This is a genomic window from Streptosporangium pseudovulgare, from assembly GCF_014648055.1.
GTDB classification, from domain to species: domain Bacteria; phylum Actinomycetota; class Actinomycetes; order Streptosporangiales; family Streptosporangiaceae; genus Streptosporangium; species Streptosporangium pseudovulgare.
This window is the reverse complement of record NZ_BMQJ01000004.1, coordinates 297,309-314,724: the sequence shown is the minus strand read 5'-3', so window position 1 is coordinate 314,724 and position 17,416 is coordinate 297,309. Positions and strand designations below refer to the sequence as shown.

At 72.8% G+C, this 17,416-nt stretch carries 18 protein-coding genes; 10 read left to right on the top strand and 8 right to left on the bottom strand.

Annotated elements, in window-relative coordinates; translation table 11 throughout:
- Nucleotides 1-66 precede the first annotated feature (66 nt).
- From IEZ10_RS11240 to IEZ10_RS11230, 3 genes are all read left to right on the top strand, one after another.
- The gene (locus IEZ10_RS11240; protein WP_189246558.1) at nucleotides 67-1,737 is read left to right on the top strand and encodes a dolichyl-phosphate-mannose--protein mannosyltransferase; all 1,671 of its coding nucleotides are present in this window, start codon (nucleotides 67-69) and stop codon (nucleotides 1,735-1,737) included.
- A gap of 46 nt (nucleotides 1,738-1,783) precedes the next feature.
- Nucleotides 1,784-3,064, top strand: coding sequence for a hypothetical protein (locus IEZ10_RS11235; RefSeq protein WP_229811153.1), 1,281 nt, complete (start codon nucleotides 1,784-1,786; stop codon nucleotides 3,062-3,064).
- Nucleotides 3,065-3,141: 77 nt separating this feature from the next.
- Entirely contained in the window at nucleotides 3,142-4,404 is a 1,263-nt protein-coding gene (locus IEZ10_RS11230) for an AI-2E family transporter (RefSeq protein WP_189246422.1), read from the top strand.
- A gap of 33 nt (nucleotides 4,405-4,437) precedes the next feature.
- Here IEZ10_RS11230 and IEZ10_RS11225 read toward each other — a convergent pair whose 3' ends face one another.
- Nucleotides 4,438-5,724 carry an MFS transporter gene (locus IEZ10_RS11225; protein WP_229811152.1) on the bottom strand — a complete coding sequence of 429 codons (1,287 nt, stop codon included), beginning with the start codon at nucleotides 5,722-5,724 and terminating at the stop codon, nucleotides 4,438-4,440.
- 87 nt (nucleotides 5,725-5,811) lie between these two features.
- Here IEZ10_RS11225 and IEZ10_RS11220 point away from each other — a divergent pair, with 87 nt between their 5' ends.
- The gene (locus IEZ10_RS11220) at nucleotides 5,812-6,363 is read left to right on the top strand and encodes a CGNR zinc finger domain-containing protein (RefSeq protein ID WP_189246421.1); all 552 of its coding nucleotides are present in this window, start codon (nucleotides 5,812-5,814) and stop codon (nucleotides 6,361-6,363) included.
- 39 nt (nucleotides 6,364-6,402) lie between these two features.
- Here IEZ10_RS11220 and IEZ10_RS11215 read toward each other — a convergent pair whose 3' ends face one another.
- The gene (locus IEZ10_RS11215) at nucleotides 6,403-7,026 is read right to left on the bottom strand and encodes an NAD(P)-dependent oxidoreductase (protein WP_189246420.1); all 624 of its coding nucleotides are present in this window, start codon (nucleotides 7,024-7,026) and stop codon (nucleotides 6,403-6,405) included.
- A 102-nt stretch (nucleotides 7,027-7,128) separates the two neighbouring features.
- Here IEZ10_RS11215 and IEZ10_RS11210 point away from each other — a divergent pair, with 102 nt between their 5' ends.
- Nucleotides 7,129-7,554 (top strand): winged helix-turn-helix transcriptional regulator, encoded by a 426-nt coding sequence (locus IEZ10_RS11210; RefSeq protein WP_189246419.1) that lies wholly within the window; start codon nucleotides 7,129-7,131, stop codon nucleotides 7,552-7,554.
- 212 nt (nucleotides 7,555-7,766) lie between these two features.
- On the opposite strand, the gene IEZ10_RS11205 is transcribed toward IEZ10_RS11210, so the two are convergent.
- A complete protein-coding gene (locus IEZ10_RS11205; RefSeq protein WP_229811151.1) occupies nucleotides 7,767-8,834 on the bottom strand; it encodes an SMP-30/gluconolactonase/LRE family protein in 1,068 nt (355 codons plus the stop codon).
- A gap of 120 nt (nucleotides 8,835-8,954) precedes the next feature.
- Here IEZ10_RS11205 and IEZ10_RS11200 point away from each other — a divergent pair, with 120 nt between their 5' ends.
- On the top strand, nucleotides 8,955-9,416 hold the full coding sequence (locus tag IEZ10_RS11200; RefSeq protein WP_229811150.1) for a MarR family winged helix-turn-helix transcriptional regulator: 462 nt from the start codon (nucleotides 8,955-8,957) through the stop codon (nucleotides 9,414-9,416).
- Between the two features lie 109 nt (nucleotides 9,417-9,525).
- On the opposite strand, the gene IEZ10_RS11195 is transcribed toward IEZ10_RS11200, so the two are convergent.
- Nucleotides 9,526-10,041 carry a DoxX family protein gene (locus tag IEZ10_RS11195; protein WP_229811149.1) on the bottom strand — a complete coding sequence of 172 codons (516 nt, stop codon included), beginning with the start codon at nucleotides 10,039-10,041 and terminating at the stop codon, nucleotides 9,526-9,528.
- A gap of 129 nt (nucleotides 10,042-10,170) precedes the next feature.
- Here IEZ10_RS11195 and IEZ10_RS11190 point away from each other — a divergent pair, with 129 nt between their 5' ends.
- The 3 genes from IEZ10_RS11190 to IEZ10_RS11180 are packed head-to-tail and all read left to right on the top strand — an operon-like array spanning nucleotide 10,171 to nucleotide 11,647.
- The gene (locus tag IEZ10_RS11190) at nucleotides 10,171-10,803 is read left to right on the top strand and encodes a TetR/AcrR family transcriptional regulator (protein ID WP_189246418.1); all 633 of its coding nucleotides are present in this window, start codon (nucleotides 10,171-10,173) and stop codon (nucleotides 10,801-10,803) included.
- Nucleotides 10,804-10,805: 2 nt separating this feature from the next.
- A complete protein-coding gene (locus tag IEZ10_RS11185; RefSeq protein ID WP_189246417.1) occupies nucleotides 10,806-11,246 on the top strand; it encodes an acyl-CoA thioesterase in 441 nt (146 codons plus the stop codon).
- The gene (locus IEZ10_RS11180) at nucleotides 11,240-11,647 is read left to right on the top strand and encodes an antibiotic biosynthesis monooxygenase family protein (protein ID WP_189246416.1); all 408 of its coding nucleotides are present in this window, start codon (nucleotides 11,240-11,242) and stop codon (nucleotides 11,645-11,647) included. The genes IEZ10_RS11185 and IEZ10_RS11180 overlap by 7 nt, the downstream gene beginning before the upstream one ends.
- Before the next feature lie 5 nt (nucleotides 11,648-11,652).
- Here IEZ10_RS11180 and IEZ10_RS11175 read toward each other — a convergent pair whose 3' ends face one another.
- From IEZ10_RS11175 to IEZ10_RS11160, 4 genes are all read right to left on the bottom strand, one after another.
- Nucleotides 11,653-11,922, bottom strand: coding sequence for a hypothetical protein (locus IEZ10_RS11175; RefSeq protein ID WP_189246415.1), 270 nt, complete (start codon nucleotides 11,920-11,922; stop codon nucleotides 11,653-11,655).
- A gap of 305 nt (nucleotides 11,923-12,227) precedes the next feature.
- Nucleotides 12,228-12,578: a VOC family protein gene (locus IEZ10_RS11170; RefSeq protein WP_189246414.1), complete on the bottom strand. Its 351-nt coding sequence runs from the start codon at nucleotides 12,576-12,578 to the stop codon at nucleotides 12,228-12,230.
- Between the two features lie 81 nt (nucleotides 12,579-12,659).
- Complete coding sequence (locus IEZ10_RS11165; protein ID WP_189246413.1) at nucleotides 12,660-13,208, bottom strand: GNAT family N-acetyltransferase; 549 nt, start codon at nucleotides 13,206-13,208, stop codon at nucleotides 12,660-12,662.
- A gap of 51 nt (nucleotides 13,209-13,259) precedes the next feature.
- A complete protein-coding gene (locus tag IEZ10_RS11160) occupies nucleotides 13,260-14,192 on the bottom strand; it encodes a hypothetical protein (protein WP_189246412.1) in 933 nt (310 codons plus the stop codon).
- Nucleotides 14,193-14,624: 432 nt separating this feature from the next.
- On the opposite strand from IEZ10_RS11160, the gene IEZ10_RS11155 reads away from it, so the two are divergent.
- Nucleotides 14,625-17,411 carry an AfsR/SARP family transcriptional regulator gene (locus IEZ10_RS11155; protein WP_189246411.1) on the top strand — a complete coding sequence of 929 codons (2,787 nt, stop codon included), beginning with the start codon at nucleotides 14,625-14,627 and terminating at the stop codon, nucleotides 17,409-17,411.
- Nucleotides 17,412-17,416 lie beyond the last annotated feature (5 nt).

The window sequence follows — 17,416 nt, the reverse complement described above, 5'->3', positions numbered from 1 at the left end:
CCGCCGGAGGACCGCCCCACTCGGCGCCCAACCCGGATCACCCGGGAATATCACCCTCAATTGGGCATGCGGCCGGGGTTTCCCTGGGTGGCCGGGCGGGGTGGCCCGTACGATGGCCGGGTGGCCGTGACCGATTTCACCAACAAGGGGTTCGAGCAGCCCGACCCCTCGCCGACCCGCGAATCGGCACGCTCCGTGCGTGACCGCCTGGTCCCGCCGATGCCCGGGAGCGTCCTGTGGGGATGGCTGGGCCCGGCGCTGGTGGCGGCGTTCGGTGCGATCCTGCGCTTCGTCGACCTGGACCGCCCGAAGGCGGTCATGTTCGACGAGACGTACTACGCCAAGGACGGCTTCGCGCTACTGAACTTCGGCACCGAGCACACCCCGCTGGACAACGCCAACGCGCTGCTGATCCAGGGCAACACCGACATCTGGCAGCGATGCGCGGCCGACCAGCTCGACAAGTGCGCCTCCTACGTCGTCCACCCGCCGCTGGGCAAGTGGATGATCGCGCTGGGCGAGCAGATCTTCGGCATGACCCCGTTCGGCTGGCGCTTCGCCGCCGCCCTCGCCGGCGCCGTGTCGATCCTCGTCCTGGCCCGCGTCGCCCGCCGGATGACCCGCTCCACCCTGCTCGGCTGCCTCGCCGGGCTGCTGCTGGCGGTCGACGGGCTGCACTTCGTGCTGTCCCGCACCGCGCTGCTCGACATCTTCCTGATGTTCTGGGTGCTGGCCGGCTTCGCCTGCCTGGTCACCGACCGCGACCGGGCCCGCGCCCGCCTGGCCGCCTGGTACGAGACCTCCCCGCTCGACGAGCACGGCCCCTGGCTCGGCTGGCGCCCCTGGCGCATCGCGGCCGGCATCTGCCTGGGGGCGGCCTGCGCCGTCAAGTGGTCCGGCATCTTCTTCCTGATCGCCTTCGCCGTCATGTCCCTCGTCTGGGACGCCGGCGCCCGCAAGGCCGTCGGCCTGCGCAGGCCGTACGGCGGCGCGGCGAGCAAGGACCTGCCGACCGCGCTGACCGCCATGGCCCTCGCCCCCGCCGTCGCCTACATCGCCTCGTGGAGCGGCTGGTTCGCCACCGCCGGCGGCTGGGGCCGCAACTGGGAGCGCGCCACCTCCCACGGCCCCGCCTACTTCGTCTTCGACTCGGTCCGGTCGTGGCTCGCCTACCACTTCCAGGTCCTCGGCTTCCACAACGGCCTGACCACCCCGCACAACTACCAGTCCGAACCGTGGAGCTGGCCGCTGCTGCTGCGCCCGGTGGCGTTCTTCTACGAGTCGCCCAAGACCGGCTGCGGCGTGCAGAACTGCTCGCAGGCCGTCCTCGGGGTCGGCACCCCGATCATCTGGTACGGCGGGCTCGCCGCGCTCGTCGCCATGTTCACCTGGTACGTCTCGACCCGCGACTGGCGGGCCGGGGCCGTGCTGCTCGCCTATCTCGCGGGCTGGCTGCCCTGGTTCTACTGGGCGATCGCCGACAACCGCACGATGTTCCTGTTCTACACGGCCCCGATGGTGCCGTTCATGATCCTGGCACTGACCCTGGCCGCCGGGCTCGTCCTGGGCCGCGCGGACGCCCCGCCGCGCAGGCGTATGGTCGGGGGGGTGGTCGTCGGCGCCTTCACGCTGCTGGCGCTCCTCAACTTCTGGTGGCTGTACCCCGTCCTCACCGCCGAGATCATTCCCTACACGGACTGGAGCGCGCGGATGCTCTTCAAGAAGGGCTGGATCTGATCGTTCCCATGTGGTGCTCGGATGCGGATTTCCTAGGGTAGGCACGGTGCACGAACGACTGCGTCACCTCCATCGCCAGGGCAGGCCCGGCCACGGCAGGCTGCGGAGCGTGCCCGCGCCGGACGTGGCCGCGCTGCTGGCCGAGCTGGAGCGGTCCGAACCCGGCCACGCCGGGCACGCCCGCGACGCGATCGACCGGCTCACCGGCGGCGAGCCGCTGGAGACCCTCACCGAGCTGACCGTGTGCGAGTTCCTCTGGTACACGCTGCCGACGCAGGTCGCGGGCGACCGCGGGGCGGTCGCCGCGGCGCTGGGCAGGCTGCTGGAGCTGGGCGGCCTCGGCCGCTACGCCGCGCTCTGCTCCTCGCCGGTCACCGCGCGGATCCTGCGGACCTACGAGCGGTCCGGCGAGGAGGCCGGGACGGCCGCCTGCCGGCGCGCCCTGGACGCCACCGGCCTGCTCCCGCCCGACCTCCCCGAGCTGCGGTGGAGCTCGATCATGGGCCCCGAGGAGCTGGGCGCGCACGGCGCCTGCTCGGCCGCGCTGGAGCTGGCCCGCGTCTGCGGGGAGCCGGCCGCGGACTCGGCCGCCGGGCGCGAGGCGCTGACCCGCCGCTGGCTGACCGAACCCCGCGCCGACCTCGGCGGCGACAGCTGGCTGCACCGGGTCCGGGGCGAGCGGCTCAACCGCTGGGTGCTGGGCCGGGGCGCCGCCTGGCGTGAGCTCGCCCAGCCCTTCGAGGCGCACCTGCACGCCCCGGTCCCGGCTCCGGCCGGAACGTTCCTCGCCGCGCTGCGGTGGCTGCTGGAGCTGGGCCGCCGCCCCGGCGGGATCCCGCTGCCCCAGGACCGCGACCCGGCCCGCCCGGCACCCGAGGGGAGCCACTGGAGCGACGGGGAGCTGGAGGCGGCCCGCGAGCTGGCCGAGGGACGCATGGGCGCGCTGCGCCGCGCGGGCCGGAGGCTGGTGACCACCCGGGAGGGGCGGCGCCTGCTCGGCGACCGCGACCTGCTGTGGGAGACGGCGTCCGCCGCGCTGCTGGCCCCCGCTCCCGGGGAGGACGCCTTCCGCGCCTCGGCCCGCGAGGCGGCGCTGATGCTGCTCGCCGAGGGAGCCCCCGCCGACCGCGACCGCGTCGCCGGGGTGGTCGGCCGCGGGGAGGGGCGGGCCAGGGAGGTGGACGCCGTCCTGGCCGACCTCGCGCGGCGCCTGGCCGCCTTCGGGTTGCGGACCGGCGGGCGGCTGACCCCTGCGGGCCGGTCCGCGGCCCTGGCGGCGCTGCGCAGTCACGCCCTGCGCCCCCGCACGTACGCCAAGGCGTCATGACCGCTCCCAGTGCCGCCGGTGGCGGTCATCACCCGTTGAATCCGACTATTCGCCCAAACGACGGGCAGGTGCCCTCCGTGTCCGAGCACCGCTCCCCCACCCCCGACGGCGCCGCGGCGACCGAAGCGCCGTCATCCGGCGCCACCCGGACGGCTCAGGCCGTCCCGGCCGGCCCCGAGGCCCCCGACCCGGTCGCGGCCGATCCCGTCGACACGGCCGGGCCCGCCGAGCCGATCCTCACCTCGGCCGGCCCCCTGCGGCCGCTCGACGCCTCCGCGGACCCTCCCGACCTGCCCTTCGGGCGGCCGGGCCGGTCCATGCGCAACCACCCGTTCGTGTTCGGCTTCACCGCCGCGCTCGGCGTGCTGACCGCCTGGTGGCTGGTGCAGGCCGTGGTGAGCGCCAGCTCGGTGATCATCCTGATCGTCGTCTCGCTCTTCCTCGCCATCGGCCTGAACCCGGCGGTCGAGGCCCTGCAGCGGCACGGCCTGCCCCGCATGGTGGCGATCACCGCGGTCTTCCTCTGCGTCATCGCCGTCTTCGGCGCCTTCGGCCTGGCCGTGGTGCCGCCGCTGACCACGCAGTCCACCGACTTCGTGGAGAAGCTCCCGCAGTACGTGCAGGAGCTGCAGGACAACCCCGTGATCCGCGACCTGGACCAGCGCTTCCAGATCCTGGAACGACTCCAGCAGTACGTGACGAGCGGCGACTTCGGCAGCCAGATGTTCGGCGGCGTGCTCGGCTTCGGCCAGGTGCTCATCGGGGCGGTCTTCAACTCGCTGACCGTGCTGGTCCTGACGCTGTACTTCCTGGGCTCCCTCAACTCCCTGAAGAAGATGGCCTACCGCCTGGTGCCGCGCTCCCGCCGTACCCGGGCGAGCCTGCTCGGCGACCAGATCATCGCCAGCATCGGCGGCTACGTCGCCGGGAACCTCATCATCTCCCTCATCGCCGGGGTGGCGACCTTCTTCTTCCTGGTCCTCATGAAGGTCCCCTACGCCCTGGGGCTCTCCCTGATCGTGGCCCTGACCGACCTGATCCCGATGGTGGGCGCCTTCATCGGCGCGGGGATCGCCTCCCTGGTCGGGTTCTTCGTCTCGCCCACGGTCGGCATCGTCTGCATCGTCTTCTTCACCGTCTACCAGCAGATCGAGAACTACTGGATCGCGCCGAGCGTGATGAAGAGCTCGGTGGACGTCCCGCCGCTCGCCACGGTCGTCGGGGCGCTGCTCGGCGGCGCCCTGCTCGGCGTGGTGGGGGCGCTGCTGGGCATCCCGCTGGTCGCGGCCATCCTGCTCATCATCCGCGAGGTGATCATGCCCCGCCAGGAACAGGCCTGACACGGGACACGCCCCTCTCAGGCCGCCGGGACCTCACGGCGAACGCCGCCTCCCCGGGGTGAGCGGTACGGCCAGCAGCGGCGCCGTCGCCGCGAACGCCCACACCCCCTGCCAGGAGGAGGCGGCGAGGACGACGGGCACGAGCAGCGGGGTGACGAAGGCCGCGGCGAAGATCGTGGTGCCCACCAGGCCGAGGGCGGTGCCGGCCCGGTCCGCGCCCGCCATGACGGCGATCTCGGTGTAGGCGAGGCCATGCCAGGAGTTGGCCAGCAGCCCACCGAGCGCCAGGGCCGCGACGGTCAGCGGGGCCGGGGCGTGGGTCAGGACGGCGGCGCCGGCCATGGCGAGGGCGGTGAGCGTCCCGATGAGCCGGATGGGGGTGCGGCGGTCGCCGCTCCGGTCGCTGCGCCGCCCGGTCCAGATGCGGGCCACGCCGCCACCGAGCTGGGCGACCAGCACGGCCGCGGCGGCCAGGGCCGTCCCGGTGTCCCTGGCGTCGTGCAGGAAGACCGCGGTGAAGGTGAGCACGGCGATCTGCGGGACGGTGAGCAGGCTGCCGGCCAGGGCCACCCGCCACACGTCCCGGCGCCGCAGGGGTGAGACGGCGGGCGCGGGCCGGCACGCCCCGGGGACGGCCTCCGGGCCGGACGCGGTTTCCGGGGAGGCGGGTTTCGGTGAGGCGGTCTCCGGGCCGGGGCCGCGCAGCCAGTGCCAGACCGCCACGGCGGTGATCAGGCAGAACACGGCCGGCGCCGCGTAGGCGGCGCGGAAGCCGTAGGAGGATGCCAGGGCCGGGAGCAGGGCCACGCCGACGGCGCCGCCGACCGGGATCGCGGTCTGGCGGATGCTCATGGCCAGCCCTCGTTCCCCGTCGGCGAACCAGGTCATGACCGCGCGGCCGGAGGCGCCGTTGACGCTGCCGCCGAGCGCCCCGGCGGCCAGCAGGCACCCGGCGAGCGCGGCCGTCCCGGGCCGTTCGGCGGGGGTGACGGCGACGGCCATCAGCGCCAGCAGCGCACCGGTGGAGACCAGCCCGGTGAGCAGGACGCGCCGGTCGCCGAACCGGTCGGTGAGCAGTCCCCACGCGATGTCCGACACCGCCACGCCCAGCCCCAGGCAGCCGAGGACCAGGCCGAGCGCGCCGATGGACAGGTGGTAGCCGGAGCGCATCACGACCCCGGTGACCGGGATGCCGGAGAACATCACCGAGAAGCTCGCCTGCGCGGCGACGCCCACGGACAGGACGACCCACCGGTGGCGGGGGGCGTACCGGCGCGTCTCGGGGGCGATGCGCGCGCCGGCGGAGAGTGAGGTCGTCACATTGACCCTCTCAAAAGTAACCGTCTTGAACGGTTACTTAGACTGGCAGGAACCAAATAACCTGTCAAAGGGGTTACTATTGGCCTCATGGAGTTCACCTTCGTCAGCGGTGACCTCGGCCTCGACCTGGCCGGGACGGTCGGGCGCCGCAGAGGAGAGCGCGTCGACCTGCTGGCGACCCCCGCCGACCTGGCCCGCTGGACGGTCGAGGCGGGCCTCCTCGACGCCCCGCCGGACGTCGACGACGACGACCTGACGCGGGCGAGGGCGCTGCGCGAGGCGATCTACCGGCTGGCCTCCGCCGCCCGCGTCGCCTCCCCATCCACCGCCCCCTCCTCAGAGACCGCCGACCTCGACCTGCTCAACCGTGTCGCCGCGTACCCCCCGCCCGCCGTACGGCTGCGCGCCCACGGCGTCCTGGAGCGGACCGGCGACCTGCCCGCCGCCCTGTCCGCCGTGGCACGGGCCGCCGCCGAACTCCTCGGCGGCCCGCACGCGGCCCTGGTCCGCGAGTGCGAGGCGTCCCCCTGCACCCGGCTCTACGTCGACCTCTCCCACCGCCGCTCCCGCCGCTGGTGCGACATGCGCGGCTGCGGCAACCGCGCCAAGGCCGCAGCCTTCCGGGCCCGCGCCCGCTGACGGGCTCGGCGGTCCCGGCCGGGGACCGGGCCGCCGGGGTCACGCCTCCCGGACGCCTACGGCGGCGCGGCGGGTTCGCGGGGTCTCGACCTCGTCCAGCAGCGCGATCGCGAAGTCCTCGTAGGTGATCCGGCTGTCCGGGTCGCCGTGCTCGGCGACCCGGTACCGCCCCGTCGGGACGCCGCCGTGGTCGAAGTCGCCCGCGGGCGCGACGTACGCCCAGTCCGGCTCGCACGCCCGCAGCTCGTCGAGGCCCGCCGCGTGGCCGAGGTAGAAGGCGCGGTACTCATTCGGGTAGCCGGGCTCGTCCATCAGCGGCAGGCCGGACGCGCCGGGCAGGACGGACGAGAGGCCGACCACCACCAGACGGCCCACCCCCGCCTTCGCCAGGCCGGCCGACAGGGCGCGGGCCGAGGAGGTGAAGAAGTCGCGCGGTGGCACGGCCAGGTCCGCGGCGGCACTGATCGCGGCGTCGTGCCCGGCGGCCACCCGCTCGACGCCCGCCTCGTCCATGACGTCGCCCGCCACCACCCGCGCGCCGGTCAGGTCGCCGTGGCGCGCGGGGTCGCGCACCACGGCGGTGACCCGGTGGCCGCGCCGGAGCGCCTCGGCGACGGCCTGCCGCCCGGCCCTGCCGCCCGCGCCGAAGATCACGATGTCCATGGGGAACCGCCTTTCACCGGGGCCGGGTCCCGTGCGCCCGGCCTGCCCGCGGACGCTATCCGCAGCCGCGGTTACCGCCGGGATACCGGCTATCGTGAGGTCATGAGGGAGCCTCTGCCCGCCGACATGTTCGACGAGCTGTGCCCGTCCCCGCTCAACCCGATCCGGTTCGGCGACAAGTGGGCGGCGCTCATCATCCGGTGCCTCGAAGACGGGCCGCGCCGGTTCTCCGAGCTGCGCGTGCCGCTGCGTCGCGTCACCCCCAAGGTCCTCACCGGGTCGCTGCGCTCCCTCGAACGCAGCGGCCTGGTCAGCCGTACGGTCCGCGCCGGGGCCACCCCGCACGTGGAGTACGGGCTGACCCCGCTGGGCCGCAGCATGCTCGTGCCGCTGGCCGCCGCGTGCGCCTGGGCGGAGGAGCACTGGGACGAGCTGATCGACGCCCGCGAGACCTACGACGACGCCACCGGGCCGCGGCCCGCGCGTGCCCGTGCCTTCGGCCGGGCGGCCGGAGGCACGGGCGGGTGAAGCGCGAGCATGTGAAGCGCGAGCATGTGAAGCGCGAGCATGTGAAGCGCGAGCATGTGAAGCGCGAGCGGGTGAGGCATGGACGAGTGAGGTAGGGGCGGGTGAGGCGGGGCCGGCTTCGCGACGCCCCCGCCGTGACGCCTACGCCTACGCCGTGACTCCCGCTGGAACGCCCGGACGGACGGGGCAGGAGCGCCCGGATCCCGGAGGGCTCAGATCCCGCGCACGGCGGCGACGGTGAAGGGCGTCTCCGGGGTTCCCTCCCCCATCGGGCCGCCCTTGTCGAACTGCGAGCGGATCACGTAGAGGGTCCCACGGACCCGTACCAGGGTCGTCGGGAGCCGCAGTTCCTCGTCGGCCGCCCGCCGCTCCAGCCGGGCCGAGGAGCCGTCCCGGGAGACCCGCCACCGGCTGATGGCGTAGTCGGAGTTGTGGACGGCCCAGAGCGTGCCGTCCCGCAGCTCCAGCCCGTCGGCGTTGCGCAGGTCGCCGCCGTGCAGCGCGACCCGGCGGATCGCGCCCGAGCCGGTGTCGAGCCGGTAGAGGTCACCGCCGGCCATGTCCACGACCAGCAGGTATCGCCCGGATGGGTCGGCGACGATCCCGTTCAGGGTGTACGCGCCGGGCGCGTGGGCGTCGAGGAGACCGCCCAGGTCGAACCGGGGGGTGAGCGCCACGGGCTCGTCACCCGCGTCGGCCAGCCGGTCGGGCGTGACCCGGTAGACCACGGCGCGGGCGCTGTCGGTCAGGTAGGCGCCGCCGTCCGGGGTGACGGCGATGTCGTTGACGAACCGCGCGCCCTCGCCCGGCACCTCGAAGCGGGCCAGCAGGCGGCGGCTGCGCGTGTCGTACACGGAGACCCCGGTGGTGGAGTCGGTCACCCACAGCCGTCCGAACCGGTCGGCCTTCAGCCCGTTGGCGGTGTGCCGGCCGTCAGCGCCCGCCGGCAGGAAGATCTGGGCCGTGCGCCGTCCCGGGGCCATCCTGAAGACCGTGCCGTCGGCGAACGACCCGGCGTAGAGGTCTCCGGTGCGCGGGTCGGCGGCGATGCCCTCCGGATAGACCCGCTCCCCCGGCAGCTCGTACGCGGTGGAGATCCGGAGGCGCGCCCCGGAGGGGGCCGACGCGAGCCGATCGGCCGCAGGGGCCATGGCGCCCGCGACGGTGGAGGTGACGGCCGTGGCCGGGCCGGCCGGAACCGCCTGGGCCACCGGGGCACAGGCGAGGGCGGCGGCGAGAGCCGCGGTCGCGACGGTGACGGACCTGCGAACTCGGAACACAGGCTTCTCCATTCGACTGCTCAAGATTCTTAGATGGCTATGCTCGAATCGAGCTCTAACGATAATTAGAGTTCTAATGATCGTCAATCCGCGAATCCTCCAGGCCGTTAACATGCAGGAATGACCTCGATGCCGGTTCCGGAGCGCCTGGGATCCCACCTCAAGCGGGCGGAGCAGGCGCTCAGCGCGGCCAAGCAGTCCGCGCTGAAGCCGGCTCACCTGACGGTGTCGCAGTACGCGGCGCTGCTGCACCTGTCGCGGAACCCCGGGATCTCGGCCGCCGCACTCGCCCGGGCGTGCGCGGTCACCCCGCCGACCATGAACACCGTGCTCAAGAACCTCCAGGAGAACGGCCTGATCGAGCGCACCCCGCACGAGTGGCACCGGAACATCCTGGAGACCCGGCTCACCGAGAAGGGCGAGCGGGTGCTGGCCGACGGCGACGCCCGCGCGGTGCGGGTCGAGCGGGGACTCGCCGCCGAGTTCAGCCCGGAGGAGCGGGAGACGCTGGTCGCCCTGCTGGGCCGCTGCATCGAGTTCCTCCAGTCGGCCCGCTCGGACCAGCCGGGCGGCCGCGACTGACAGGGCGGACCCGGCTGCCCCGGCTCCCCACGCCGGGACGACCGGGCGAGACGGGTCTCCGGCCGGCGGGACATCCGTCCCGCCGGTCGCCCCGGAGAGGGCGGGAGCCTCAGAGCGCCGGGGACGCGCCGCTCACGGGGGCCGTACGGGCGGCACGCCTCTCCAGGACGCCCGCGGCCCAGAGCGCCACGCCGATGTAGAGGATCTGCTCGGGGACGCGCTGCCACAGCGGCGTCGCCGGTTCTCCGCCGAGGGTCGTCCCGGCGAGCGCGGCGTGGACGTTGGCCGGGAGCATGAGCACGAACAGCAGCGCCAGGCAGATCCCGGCCGCCCGCCGGGTGGCCGGCAGCACGAGACCCACCGCCCCGGCCAGTTCCAGGACGCCGGTCAGGTAGACCACGAAGGCCGGGAACGGGACGAACGGCGGGACCATCGCCACCATGTCGGCGTGGTTCGGCATGAAGGTCACGCCCGGCGGGACGAAGTGGGCACTGGCCGTCATCACCAGCATGACGGCCAGGCCGTGCGCGGCGCTCACCCGCCAGGTGGCGAAACGAGCCAGATGGAGCACCGCGCCCAGCAGACGGAAGACCAGCGTGGCCACGATGAGAACGATCAACGTCATGAGACTCACCCCTTTTGGATAGCTACAGTATCCAATTATGGATAGTTTCACTATCCAATGGAAGTTCCGGCGGACGGGATCTCCCGCGGAGATATACAAACGATCGGTCGTTAATGTAGTTTGGCGCCCATGACACACGACGGCCGACGGCTGCGCGGGTCGCGCAGCCGGGAGGCGATCCTGGAGCGGGCGGTGAGCCTGGCCTCCGTCGAAGGACTGGACGGACTCTCCCTGGGACGGCTGGCGGCGGCGACCGGCACCAGCAAGTCCGGGTTCTTCGCCCACTGGCGCGACAAGGAGCAGCTCCAGCTCGACGCCGTCGAATGGGCCGCCCGCCAGTGGGCCGAATCGGTGGTGGCGCCCGCCCTGCGGGCCCCCGCCGGTGTGCGACGGCTGTTCGCGCTGCACGAGGCGCGGCTGAAGTTCTACAGCGACGGCGTGCTGCCCGGCGGCTGCTTCTTCTTCACCGTGCAGGCCGAGTTCGACGACCGCCCAGGGCCGGTGCGCGACCGCGTCGCGCGGGCCATGCGCGAGTGGCTGGAGTTCGTCCGGCGGCAGGTGGCCGAGGCCGCGGCGCTGGGCGAACTGGCCGGGAGCGTGGACCCGGACCAGCTCGCCTACGAGATCGACGCGCTCGGCGAGATGGTCGTCCCGCACTCCCGCCTGCACGAAGGACACGCCTCGTTCACCCACGCCCGCCGCGCCGTACTGCAACGCCTGCGCGCGCTCTGCCCCGACCCCGCGCTTCTCCCGGAGGACTGACCATGACTGAAGACGGTGTGTTCGAGCCGGTCCAGGTGCATTTCGATGATCTCGACGCCATGGGGCTGCTGCACAACTCCCGGTACGCCCTGCTGGTCGAGCGGGCGGTCGGCGCGTACTGGCAGCGCCTGGGCTGGGCGACGGACCCGGCCCGGTCGGCGTTCAAAGACGTGTTCCTGGCCGTGCGCGAGTTCAAGGTGACCTACCACGCCCCCATCGCCGGGGCCGGTGAGCCGGTGGTGCACTTCTGGATCGAGCGCATGGGCCGCACCAGCAACATGTACGGCTTCCGCGTGCTGTCGCCCGACCGCGCGGTGGTGCACGCCGACGGCTACCGCGTCAACGTCAACCTGGACCCGGCCACGCTGCGGCCGACGCCGCTCAGCGACGAGCTGCGCGCCGCCGCCGAACCCCTGCTCCGCCGTACGGCGGCGGCATGCTGAGGACCCGCTGGATCGCCGGTCCGGCGGCCGGCCGCCCGGGCCCGCTGGTGGCCGCGCTGACGGACTATCGGACGAACCGGCTCCTCGACCTGCCCGGGATCGCCCGGCACGGCCTCTCGCTGAGCCGCCTGTGGCCGACCCTGCCGGGCGCGGTGGGCATGTGGCTGTGGGCGGACCTTCCCGGACGCCGGGTCGGTTCACTGTCGGTGTGGCGCGATGAGGACGATCTCCAGGCGTTCGTACGGCTGCGCGCACACGTGCGGATCATGCGTGAGTACCGCCACCGGGGCGTGCTCCGATCCCGTACCTGGCAGATCGACGGCCTGGACCAGGTCGTCCCGCCCGGGCCCGGGACCTGTTTCGTGGATCCTCACCACGGCAAGGATCCACAAAAGTCTTAGCCCGGCTACGCCGCCTCGGCGGCCTGCCCGGCCCCGCGCAGGACACGGGAGCGCTGCTGCCCGGCCAGGAGGTGACCGGCCCCGATGACGAGCACGATGGGCCAGTCGACGATCTCCAGGGCTCCCAGCGCGCCCAGCACCGCGTAGAAGGCGAGGTGCTCGGGAGGTGGAAGGGTCACCTTGCCGATCACCGGCACGGTGACGTGCAAATCCCGGAGCTTGCCGAGCCCGCCGCCCCGTTTGCCGGGCGCGGCCGATGTGGATCTCGCCGCCATGATGGCCTCCATCGAATCTGGCGAGGGGGCTGCCGGGTCCGCCCGGCTGGGAAGTCGCTTCCCCGCGACCGCCCGCGTGTTCGGAGCGGGCAGGGCTTGTCCGTCGCCCACCTCGGCCGAGGGAGGCGAGAGCCGCTCCCTCGGAGGGTGGAGGAGTCACGAATCAGGGTCCCTCAGCTGGGGTGCCCGTTCCCCGCGAGCCGTAACACGGCCGCCGAGAGCTTTACGGTCGCACGCCGGCCCGTCGGCCGGCGTGCGCGCGAAGGGCCCGCGGCGGGCCCCCGATCACCCTCGATCGCCCGGGATCACTCGGACCAGGCCGCCAGCTCGTTGCCGGCCGGGTCCCTGAAATGGAAGCGCCGGCCGCCGGGAAAAGAGAATATCTCTTTCACGATGGTTCCACCGGCGCCGGTTACCTTTTCGTACGCCGCTTCCAGGTCGTCGACATGGACGACCGCCAATGGCATGCGGGCCCGCTCCCCGGCGTCGGCGATGAGTCCGCTGCTCACGCCGCTGTCCGCGGTGTCGGCGTAATGGTCACTCCAGTCCTGGAATTTCCAGCCGAATATCTGGCCGAAAAACTCCTTGGCGGCCTGGAGTTGTTCGGTGGATTCCGCCGGGAATTCGACGAGGTCGATGTGATTGAATCGAGTCATGGGCCGTTATGGTAGGACCGTATCGGCACCTCGTCCAGCATTCCACCCGTGGACGGGCGGTCCTCGCGTTCGTCCGGCGGATCACCGCCGTCGACCGTACGCCTCATCCCGGAGCAGGGAGCCGACCCAGGCGTCGACGCGCATGCCCCGATGGAAGAGACGCCTGCGAAGCGTCGCCTCGACCAGGAACCCCGCCTTCTCGGCGACTCGCCTCGACGCCGTGTTCCCGACTTCGCACCGCCACTCGATGATCTCCAGGTTCAGCGTTCCGAAGGCCCATCGGCAGACGGCCCGCACCGCGTCGGTGGCGACCCCGCGCTTGCGGGCCCGGGGATCCACCCAGTAGCCGATCTCGGCCAGGCCGTTCCCCTTCGAGCCCAGCCCCACGCGGCCGAGGCGGGTCCCGGTACCGGATTCCTCCGCGAGGAACTCCACCCGCCGGCCGCCGTCCCATCCCGGGGCGGCGAGCCGCTCGACGAAGAACGCGGCGTTCTCCAGGCGGTAGGGCGAAGGCAGCTCGACGAACCGCTGGAGGGCGGGATCCATGGACACCTCGTGAACCCACGGGATGTCGGCGGCGGTGAACGGTCGCAGGGTCAGCCACTCGGTCGTGATCACGTCCTGCCTCATGGGCAGATCCTCCGGGAGCGACCTCGGCGGCGCAAGAACGCGCGTGCGGGGTCAGCCCCGCCACCAGTCGAGCACCCTGAGCGCGCGGAGGGTGTTCCAGCGGCTCGGCCTCCCCACGCCCTCCTCGAAGGGGAAGTGGACGCGACCCGGGTGGACGCGGTCGAGCAGCCAGCGGCCGTCGGGCTGCCGCTTGGAGCGGACGACCTCCACGGCCTCCGCCATCCGGGGATCCGGTTCGGCCCCCGAGCGCCTGAAGTAGCCGAGCGCGCGCAGCACGTCGTGGTGCCAGTAGTACGGGAAGGCGAAGTCGAGGTACGCCGCGTCGGCGACCTCACCGGTGCTCCTGCGGCGGAACAGGCCGCGTTCGAGCAGGTACTCCTCCCCGCCGCGCCGTGCCTGGCGCACCGCGGCGGACCCGCCGGTCGCGCGCTCGAATTCGAGCAGGCCGTCCAGCACGTTGATCGTCGTGTCGAACGAGGAGCGCACGGAACCGTTCTCGGCCTCGCAGTTCCATCCGCCGTCGGCGAGCCGCTCACCGATGACCCGCTCCACGATCGCCGAGACGTCCACCCCGAAGTAGGCGCCGGTCTCGATCGTCCTGCCGTTGATGCACGGCTCGACCTCGCCGTCGAAGTACCGCTGCCCGGCGTGCTCCCATCGTCCGTGCTCGGCGACGAGCGGGATCGCGCGGCCTGCCGCCTCCGACGCCGGGTCGAGCCCGAGGATCCGCAGGGTCTGCAGGGTGTGCATCGTCGGCGTCCAGGGCTGCCCGGGCTCGCCGCCGGTGTAGGACGCCGGGAAGCAGGCGCCGCCGTCCCACGACCCGTCGGGGCCCTGAAGCGCCAGGAGACGGGCGCCCCAGCCCTCGTGCTCCACACGCGCCCGCTCGGCGGCGACCTCGCCGGGCGAGGAGCCGGTGAGGTCGCGCAGCACCTGCCAGCGGATGGCGGGGTCGGATTCGAACAACCAATCGATCACGCTCACCGCCGCACCCTAAACCATCGGGACCGCCCGTTCACGGAATACGAGAAGTTCGCCCCCGGCCGGCGAGCCGAGCACGTCCGGGCACGCATTCACGGAATACGAGAGGTCCGACCTCGGCCGGCGGGCCGAGCGCGTCCGGGCACGCACTGCGCCGACCGTTCACGACGTCGCAGGCGATGAGCGGGAGCACGTCGACCGCGGATCCGGTGCGCGCCGAAACAATTGATCAAGTGGCGTGAGGACCATATCTTGTCTTCGCCAATAAACCGGTCCGAAATGTGTGTTCCGGGCAGTAGAAACGGCCGCGTCGCGCCGGGGGTCGCGCAGGGCCGTGTGGTGAGGCGCGAGCACCCAGACCACCACGGCGATCAGCCGTGCCGTCGATCCGGGGTGCCATCCTTCCGCAGGCGTGATCGATCGGAGGAACGGGCGATGCGGTTTCGTTTACTGGGGCCCACGGAGGTCCTCATCGACGGCGCGGCCGTGCCCTTACCCGGCACGAGACAGCGGGCGCTGCTCACCGCGCTGCTGTTGTCGGCGAATCGCCCCGTCACGGTGGACCACCTGGTCGACGCCGTCTGGGGCGAGGAACCACCCGCGTCCGCCGGGCCCAACCTCCGCCAGCATCTGACGGCGCTGCGCCGGAGGCTGGGCACTGAGGCGTCGCGGATCGTCGGGCGGTCCGGCCGGGGATACCTGATCGAGGTCCGGCCGGGAGAACTCGACCTGGACGTCTTCACCGGCCTCGTCCGGCAGGCCCGGGAGCGGACCGACCCCGAGGAGATCGTCGGCCTGCTCGGCCAGGCGCTGGCGCTCTGGCGGGGCGAGCCCCTGCAGGACGTCCCTCCGTACCCGATCTTCACGGCCGCGGCCACGCGGTTCCGTGAACACCGGATCGCCGCGCTGGAGGAGTGGTTCGACGCACGGCTGGGTCTGGGCCACCACGAGGACGTTCTGCCCGAGCTGCGCGCCCAGGTCGTCGAGCACCCGTTACGGGAACGCCTGTGGGCTCTCCTGATGCGGGGCCTGTGCCAGGCCGGGCGGCAGGGCGACGCCCTGGAGGCGTTCCTCCAGGCCCGCGGAACACTGGCGGAAGAGCTCGGCATCGCCCCCGGCGCGGAACTCCAGGAGCTGCACCGCAGCATCCTGGCCGCCGAATCGGAGTCGCCGGGGCCGCGTCCGGTTCCGCGGAGGCAGGGGAACGCCGCGGCGCCCTGGCATCTGCCGAGGGCGGTCAGCCATTTCACCGGGAGAGCGGACCAGCTCGCCGAGCTGGAGCGACTCACCGACGTGACCGAGCGGATCGACGCGAGCGCCGTGGTGATCTCCGCGATCGCCGGAGGCGGCGGAGTGGGCAAGACCGCCTTGGCGGTGCACTTCGGGCACCACGCCGCCGGGCGGTTCCCACACGGGCAGCTCTTCGTGGACCTGCGCGGCTTCGACCCGTCCCGTCCGCCGATGTCCTCCGGTGATGCCCTGGAGTACCTGCTCCAGGCTCTCGGAGTCGACCCCGGCGAGGTCCCCGAGCAGGAGGACCGGCGCGCCGCCCTCTACCGCGGTCTGCTCTCGGGCAAACGGATGCTCGTGGTCCTCGACAACGCCGTCGACGCGGAGCAGGTCCGCCCGCTGCTGCCGGGCGAACCGGGCTGCCTGGCCGTGGTGACCAGCCGCAACCGCCTGGCCGGCCTCGTCGCCCGGGACGGCGCGCACCGCCTGACCCTCGGCGCGCTGTCACCGGCCGAGGCCGTGGAACTGCTCGGCAGGATCATCGGCGCAGATCGGCTGGACGCCGAACCCGCCGCCGCGCACCGCCTCGCCCGGCTGTGCGGCTGTCTTCCGCTGGCGCTGCGGATCGCGGCCGAGAGGGCCATGATCGCCCCCGGGCCGTCCCTCACGGCTCTGGCCGACGATCTGGCCGACGAGCGCAGTCGCCTCGACGTACTCGAGGTCGACGATGACGGCGCCACCTCGATCCGCGCCGTCCTCTCCTGGTCGTACCGGGCGCTCCCCGCGGAGGCCGCCAGGATGTTCCGGCTTCTGAGCCTCCACCCCGGCCCCGAGTTCGGCCCTGAGGCGGCCGCGGCCCTCTGCGACCTGACTCCGGACGAGGCCGGGCCGCTCGTCGACGCGCTGGCCGACTGCCATCTGCTCGAAGTCACCGGTGACGGCCGTTACCGTTTCCACGATCTGGTGCGGGTCTACGCCGCCCACAGCATGGCGGAGGAGGAGCCGGGCGAACGCGCGACGGCCACCCACCGGCTCCTGGACTGGTACCTGCGCACGGCGGCTGCGGGAAGATCCATGCTCACCCCCGACGCTCAGCCGCATCTCCCCGACGGCGAGCCCGGCCGGTGCCCGGCCCTCGTCTTCGTCACCCGCGAGGAAGCGCTGGCCTGGTACGAGCTCGAACGGGTGAACCTCGTGGCGTCGGTGCGCACGGGCGTCGAGGCCGGGCATCTCACCCTCGTCTCGCTGCTCTCGCGCAACCTGCTCGACTACCTCTACATCAGGAGCCGCTGGGCGGAGCAGATGGAGGTCCACCGGAACGGCATCGACGCCGCGCACCGCAGCGGCCGGGCCTCCGACGAGGCGGCGATCCTGATCGCGATGGGGAGCGCGCTGCGCGAGCGAAGGAGATACGACGAGGCCATCGACGCCATCCGGCGGGCGATCGACCTCCAGCGGAGCGCGGGGGAAGGGGAGATCTCGGGGAGAGCGATCATCGGACTGGCGATCACCTATACGCAGATCCACCGCTACGACGAGGCCAGGGAATGCCTCCATGAGTCCCTCGCCCAGGTACGGGCGGACGAGGACCGGTACGGCGAGGCCTCGGCGCTCATCAACCTGGGATACGTGTGCCTGCATCAGAACGAGTTCGAGGAGGCGATCCGCTGGTCCCGGGAGTCGCTCGGCATCTGGCGCGCGATCGAGGATCCGCGGGGAGAGGGCTACGGCCTGGACTGCATGGCGCAGGCGTACGAGGGCCTGCGACGGCCCGGCGACGCCCTGCGCCACTTCGAACAGGCCGTCGCCGTCCTGCGCCGTTCAGGGGACCTCAAAGGCGAGGCGTCGACGCTGCGGAGCGTCGCGCGGCTGCTGCGGGAGACGGGGCGGACGGAGGCCGCCCTCGATCGTCTCCACCGCGCCCTGGCCGTCCTCGAAGAACTGGACGATCCGGAGGCGGACGAGGTCCGGGCGTTGATAGCGGCCGTCTGAGCCGG

Coding starts and splice junctions, on each gene's coding strand:
- IEZ10_RS11240 (WP_189246558.1), top strand. CDS start 67: ATGCGGCCGGGGTTTCCCTGGGTGGCCGGGCGGGGTGGCCCGTACGAT.
- IEZ10_RS11220 (WP_189246421.1), top strand. CDS start 5,812: ATGGAGTTCACCTTCGTCAGCGGTGACCTCGGCCTCGACCTGGCCGGG.
- IEZ10_RS11215 (WP_189246420.1), bottom strand. CDS start 7,026: ATGGACATCGTGATCTTCGGCGCGGGCGGCAGGGCCGGGCGGCAGGCC.
- IEZ10_RS11210 (WP_189246419.1), top strand. CDS start 7,129: ATGAGGGAGCCTCTGCCCGCCGACATGTTCGACGAGCTGTGCCCGTCC.
- IEZ10_RS11200 (WP_229811150.1), top strand. CDS start 8,955: ATGACCTCGATGCCGGTTCCGGAGCGCCTGGGATCCCACCTCAAGCGG.
- IEZ10_RS11195 (WP_229811149.1), bottom strand. CDS start 10,041: ATGACGTTGATCGTTCTCATCGTGGCCACGCTGGTCTTCCGTCTGCTG.
- IEZ10_RS11190 (WP_189246418.1), top strand. CDS start 10,171: ATGACACACGACGGCCGACGGCTGCGCGGGTCGCGCAGCCGGGAGGCG.
- IEZ10_RS11185 (WP_189246417.1), top strand. CDS start 10,806: ATGACTGAAGACGGTGTGTTCGAGCCGGTCCAGGTGCATTTCGATGAT.
- IEZ10_RS11180 (WP_189246416.1), top strand. CDS start 11,240: ATGCTGAGGACCCGCTGGATCGCCGGTCCGGCGGCCGGCCGCCCGGGC.
- IEZ10_RS11175 (WP_189246415.1), bottom strand. CDS start 11,922: ATGGCGGCGAGATCCACATCGGCCGCGCCCGGCAAACGGGGCGGCGGG.
- IEZ10_RS11170 (WP_189246414.1), bottom strand. CDS start 12,578: ATGACTCGATTCAATCACATCGACCTCGTCGAATTCCCGGCGGAATCC.
- IEZ10_RS11165 (WP_189246413.1), bottom strand. CDS start 13,208: ATGAGGCAGGACGTGATCACGACCGAGTGGCTGACCCTGCGACCGTTC.
- IEZ10_RS11155 (WP_189246411.1), top strand. CDS start 14,625: ATGCGGTTTCGTTTACTGGGGCCCACGGAGGTCCTCATCGACGGCGCG.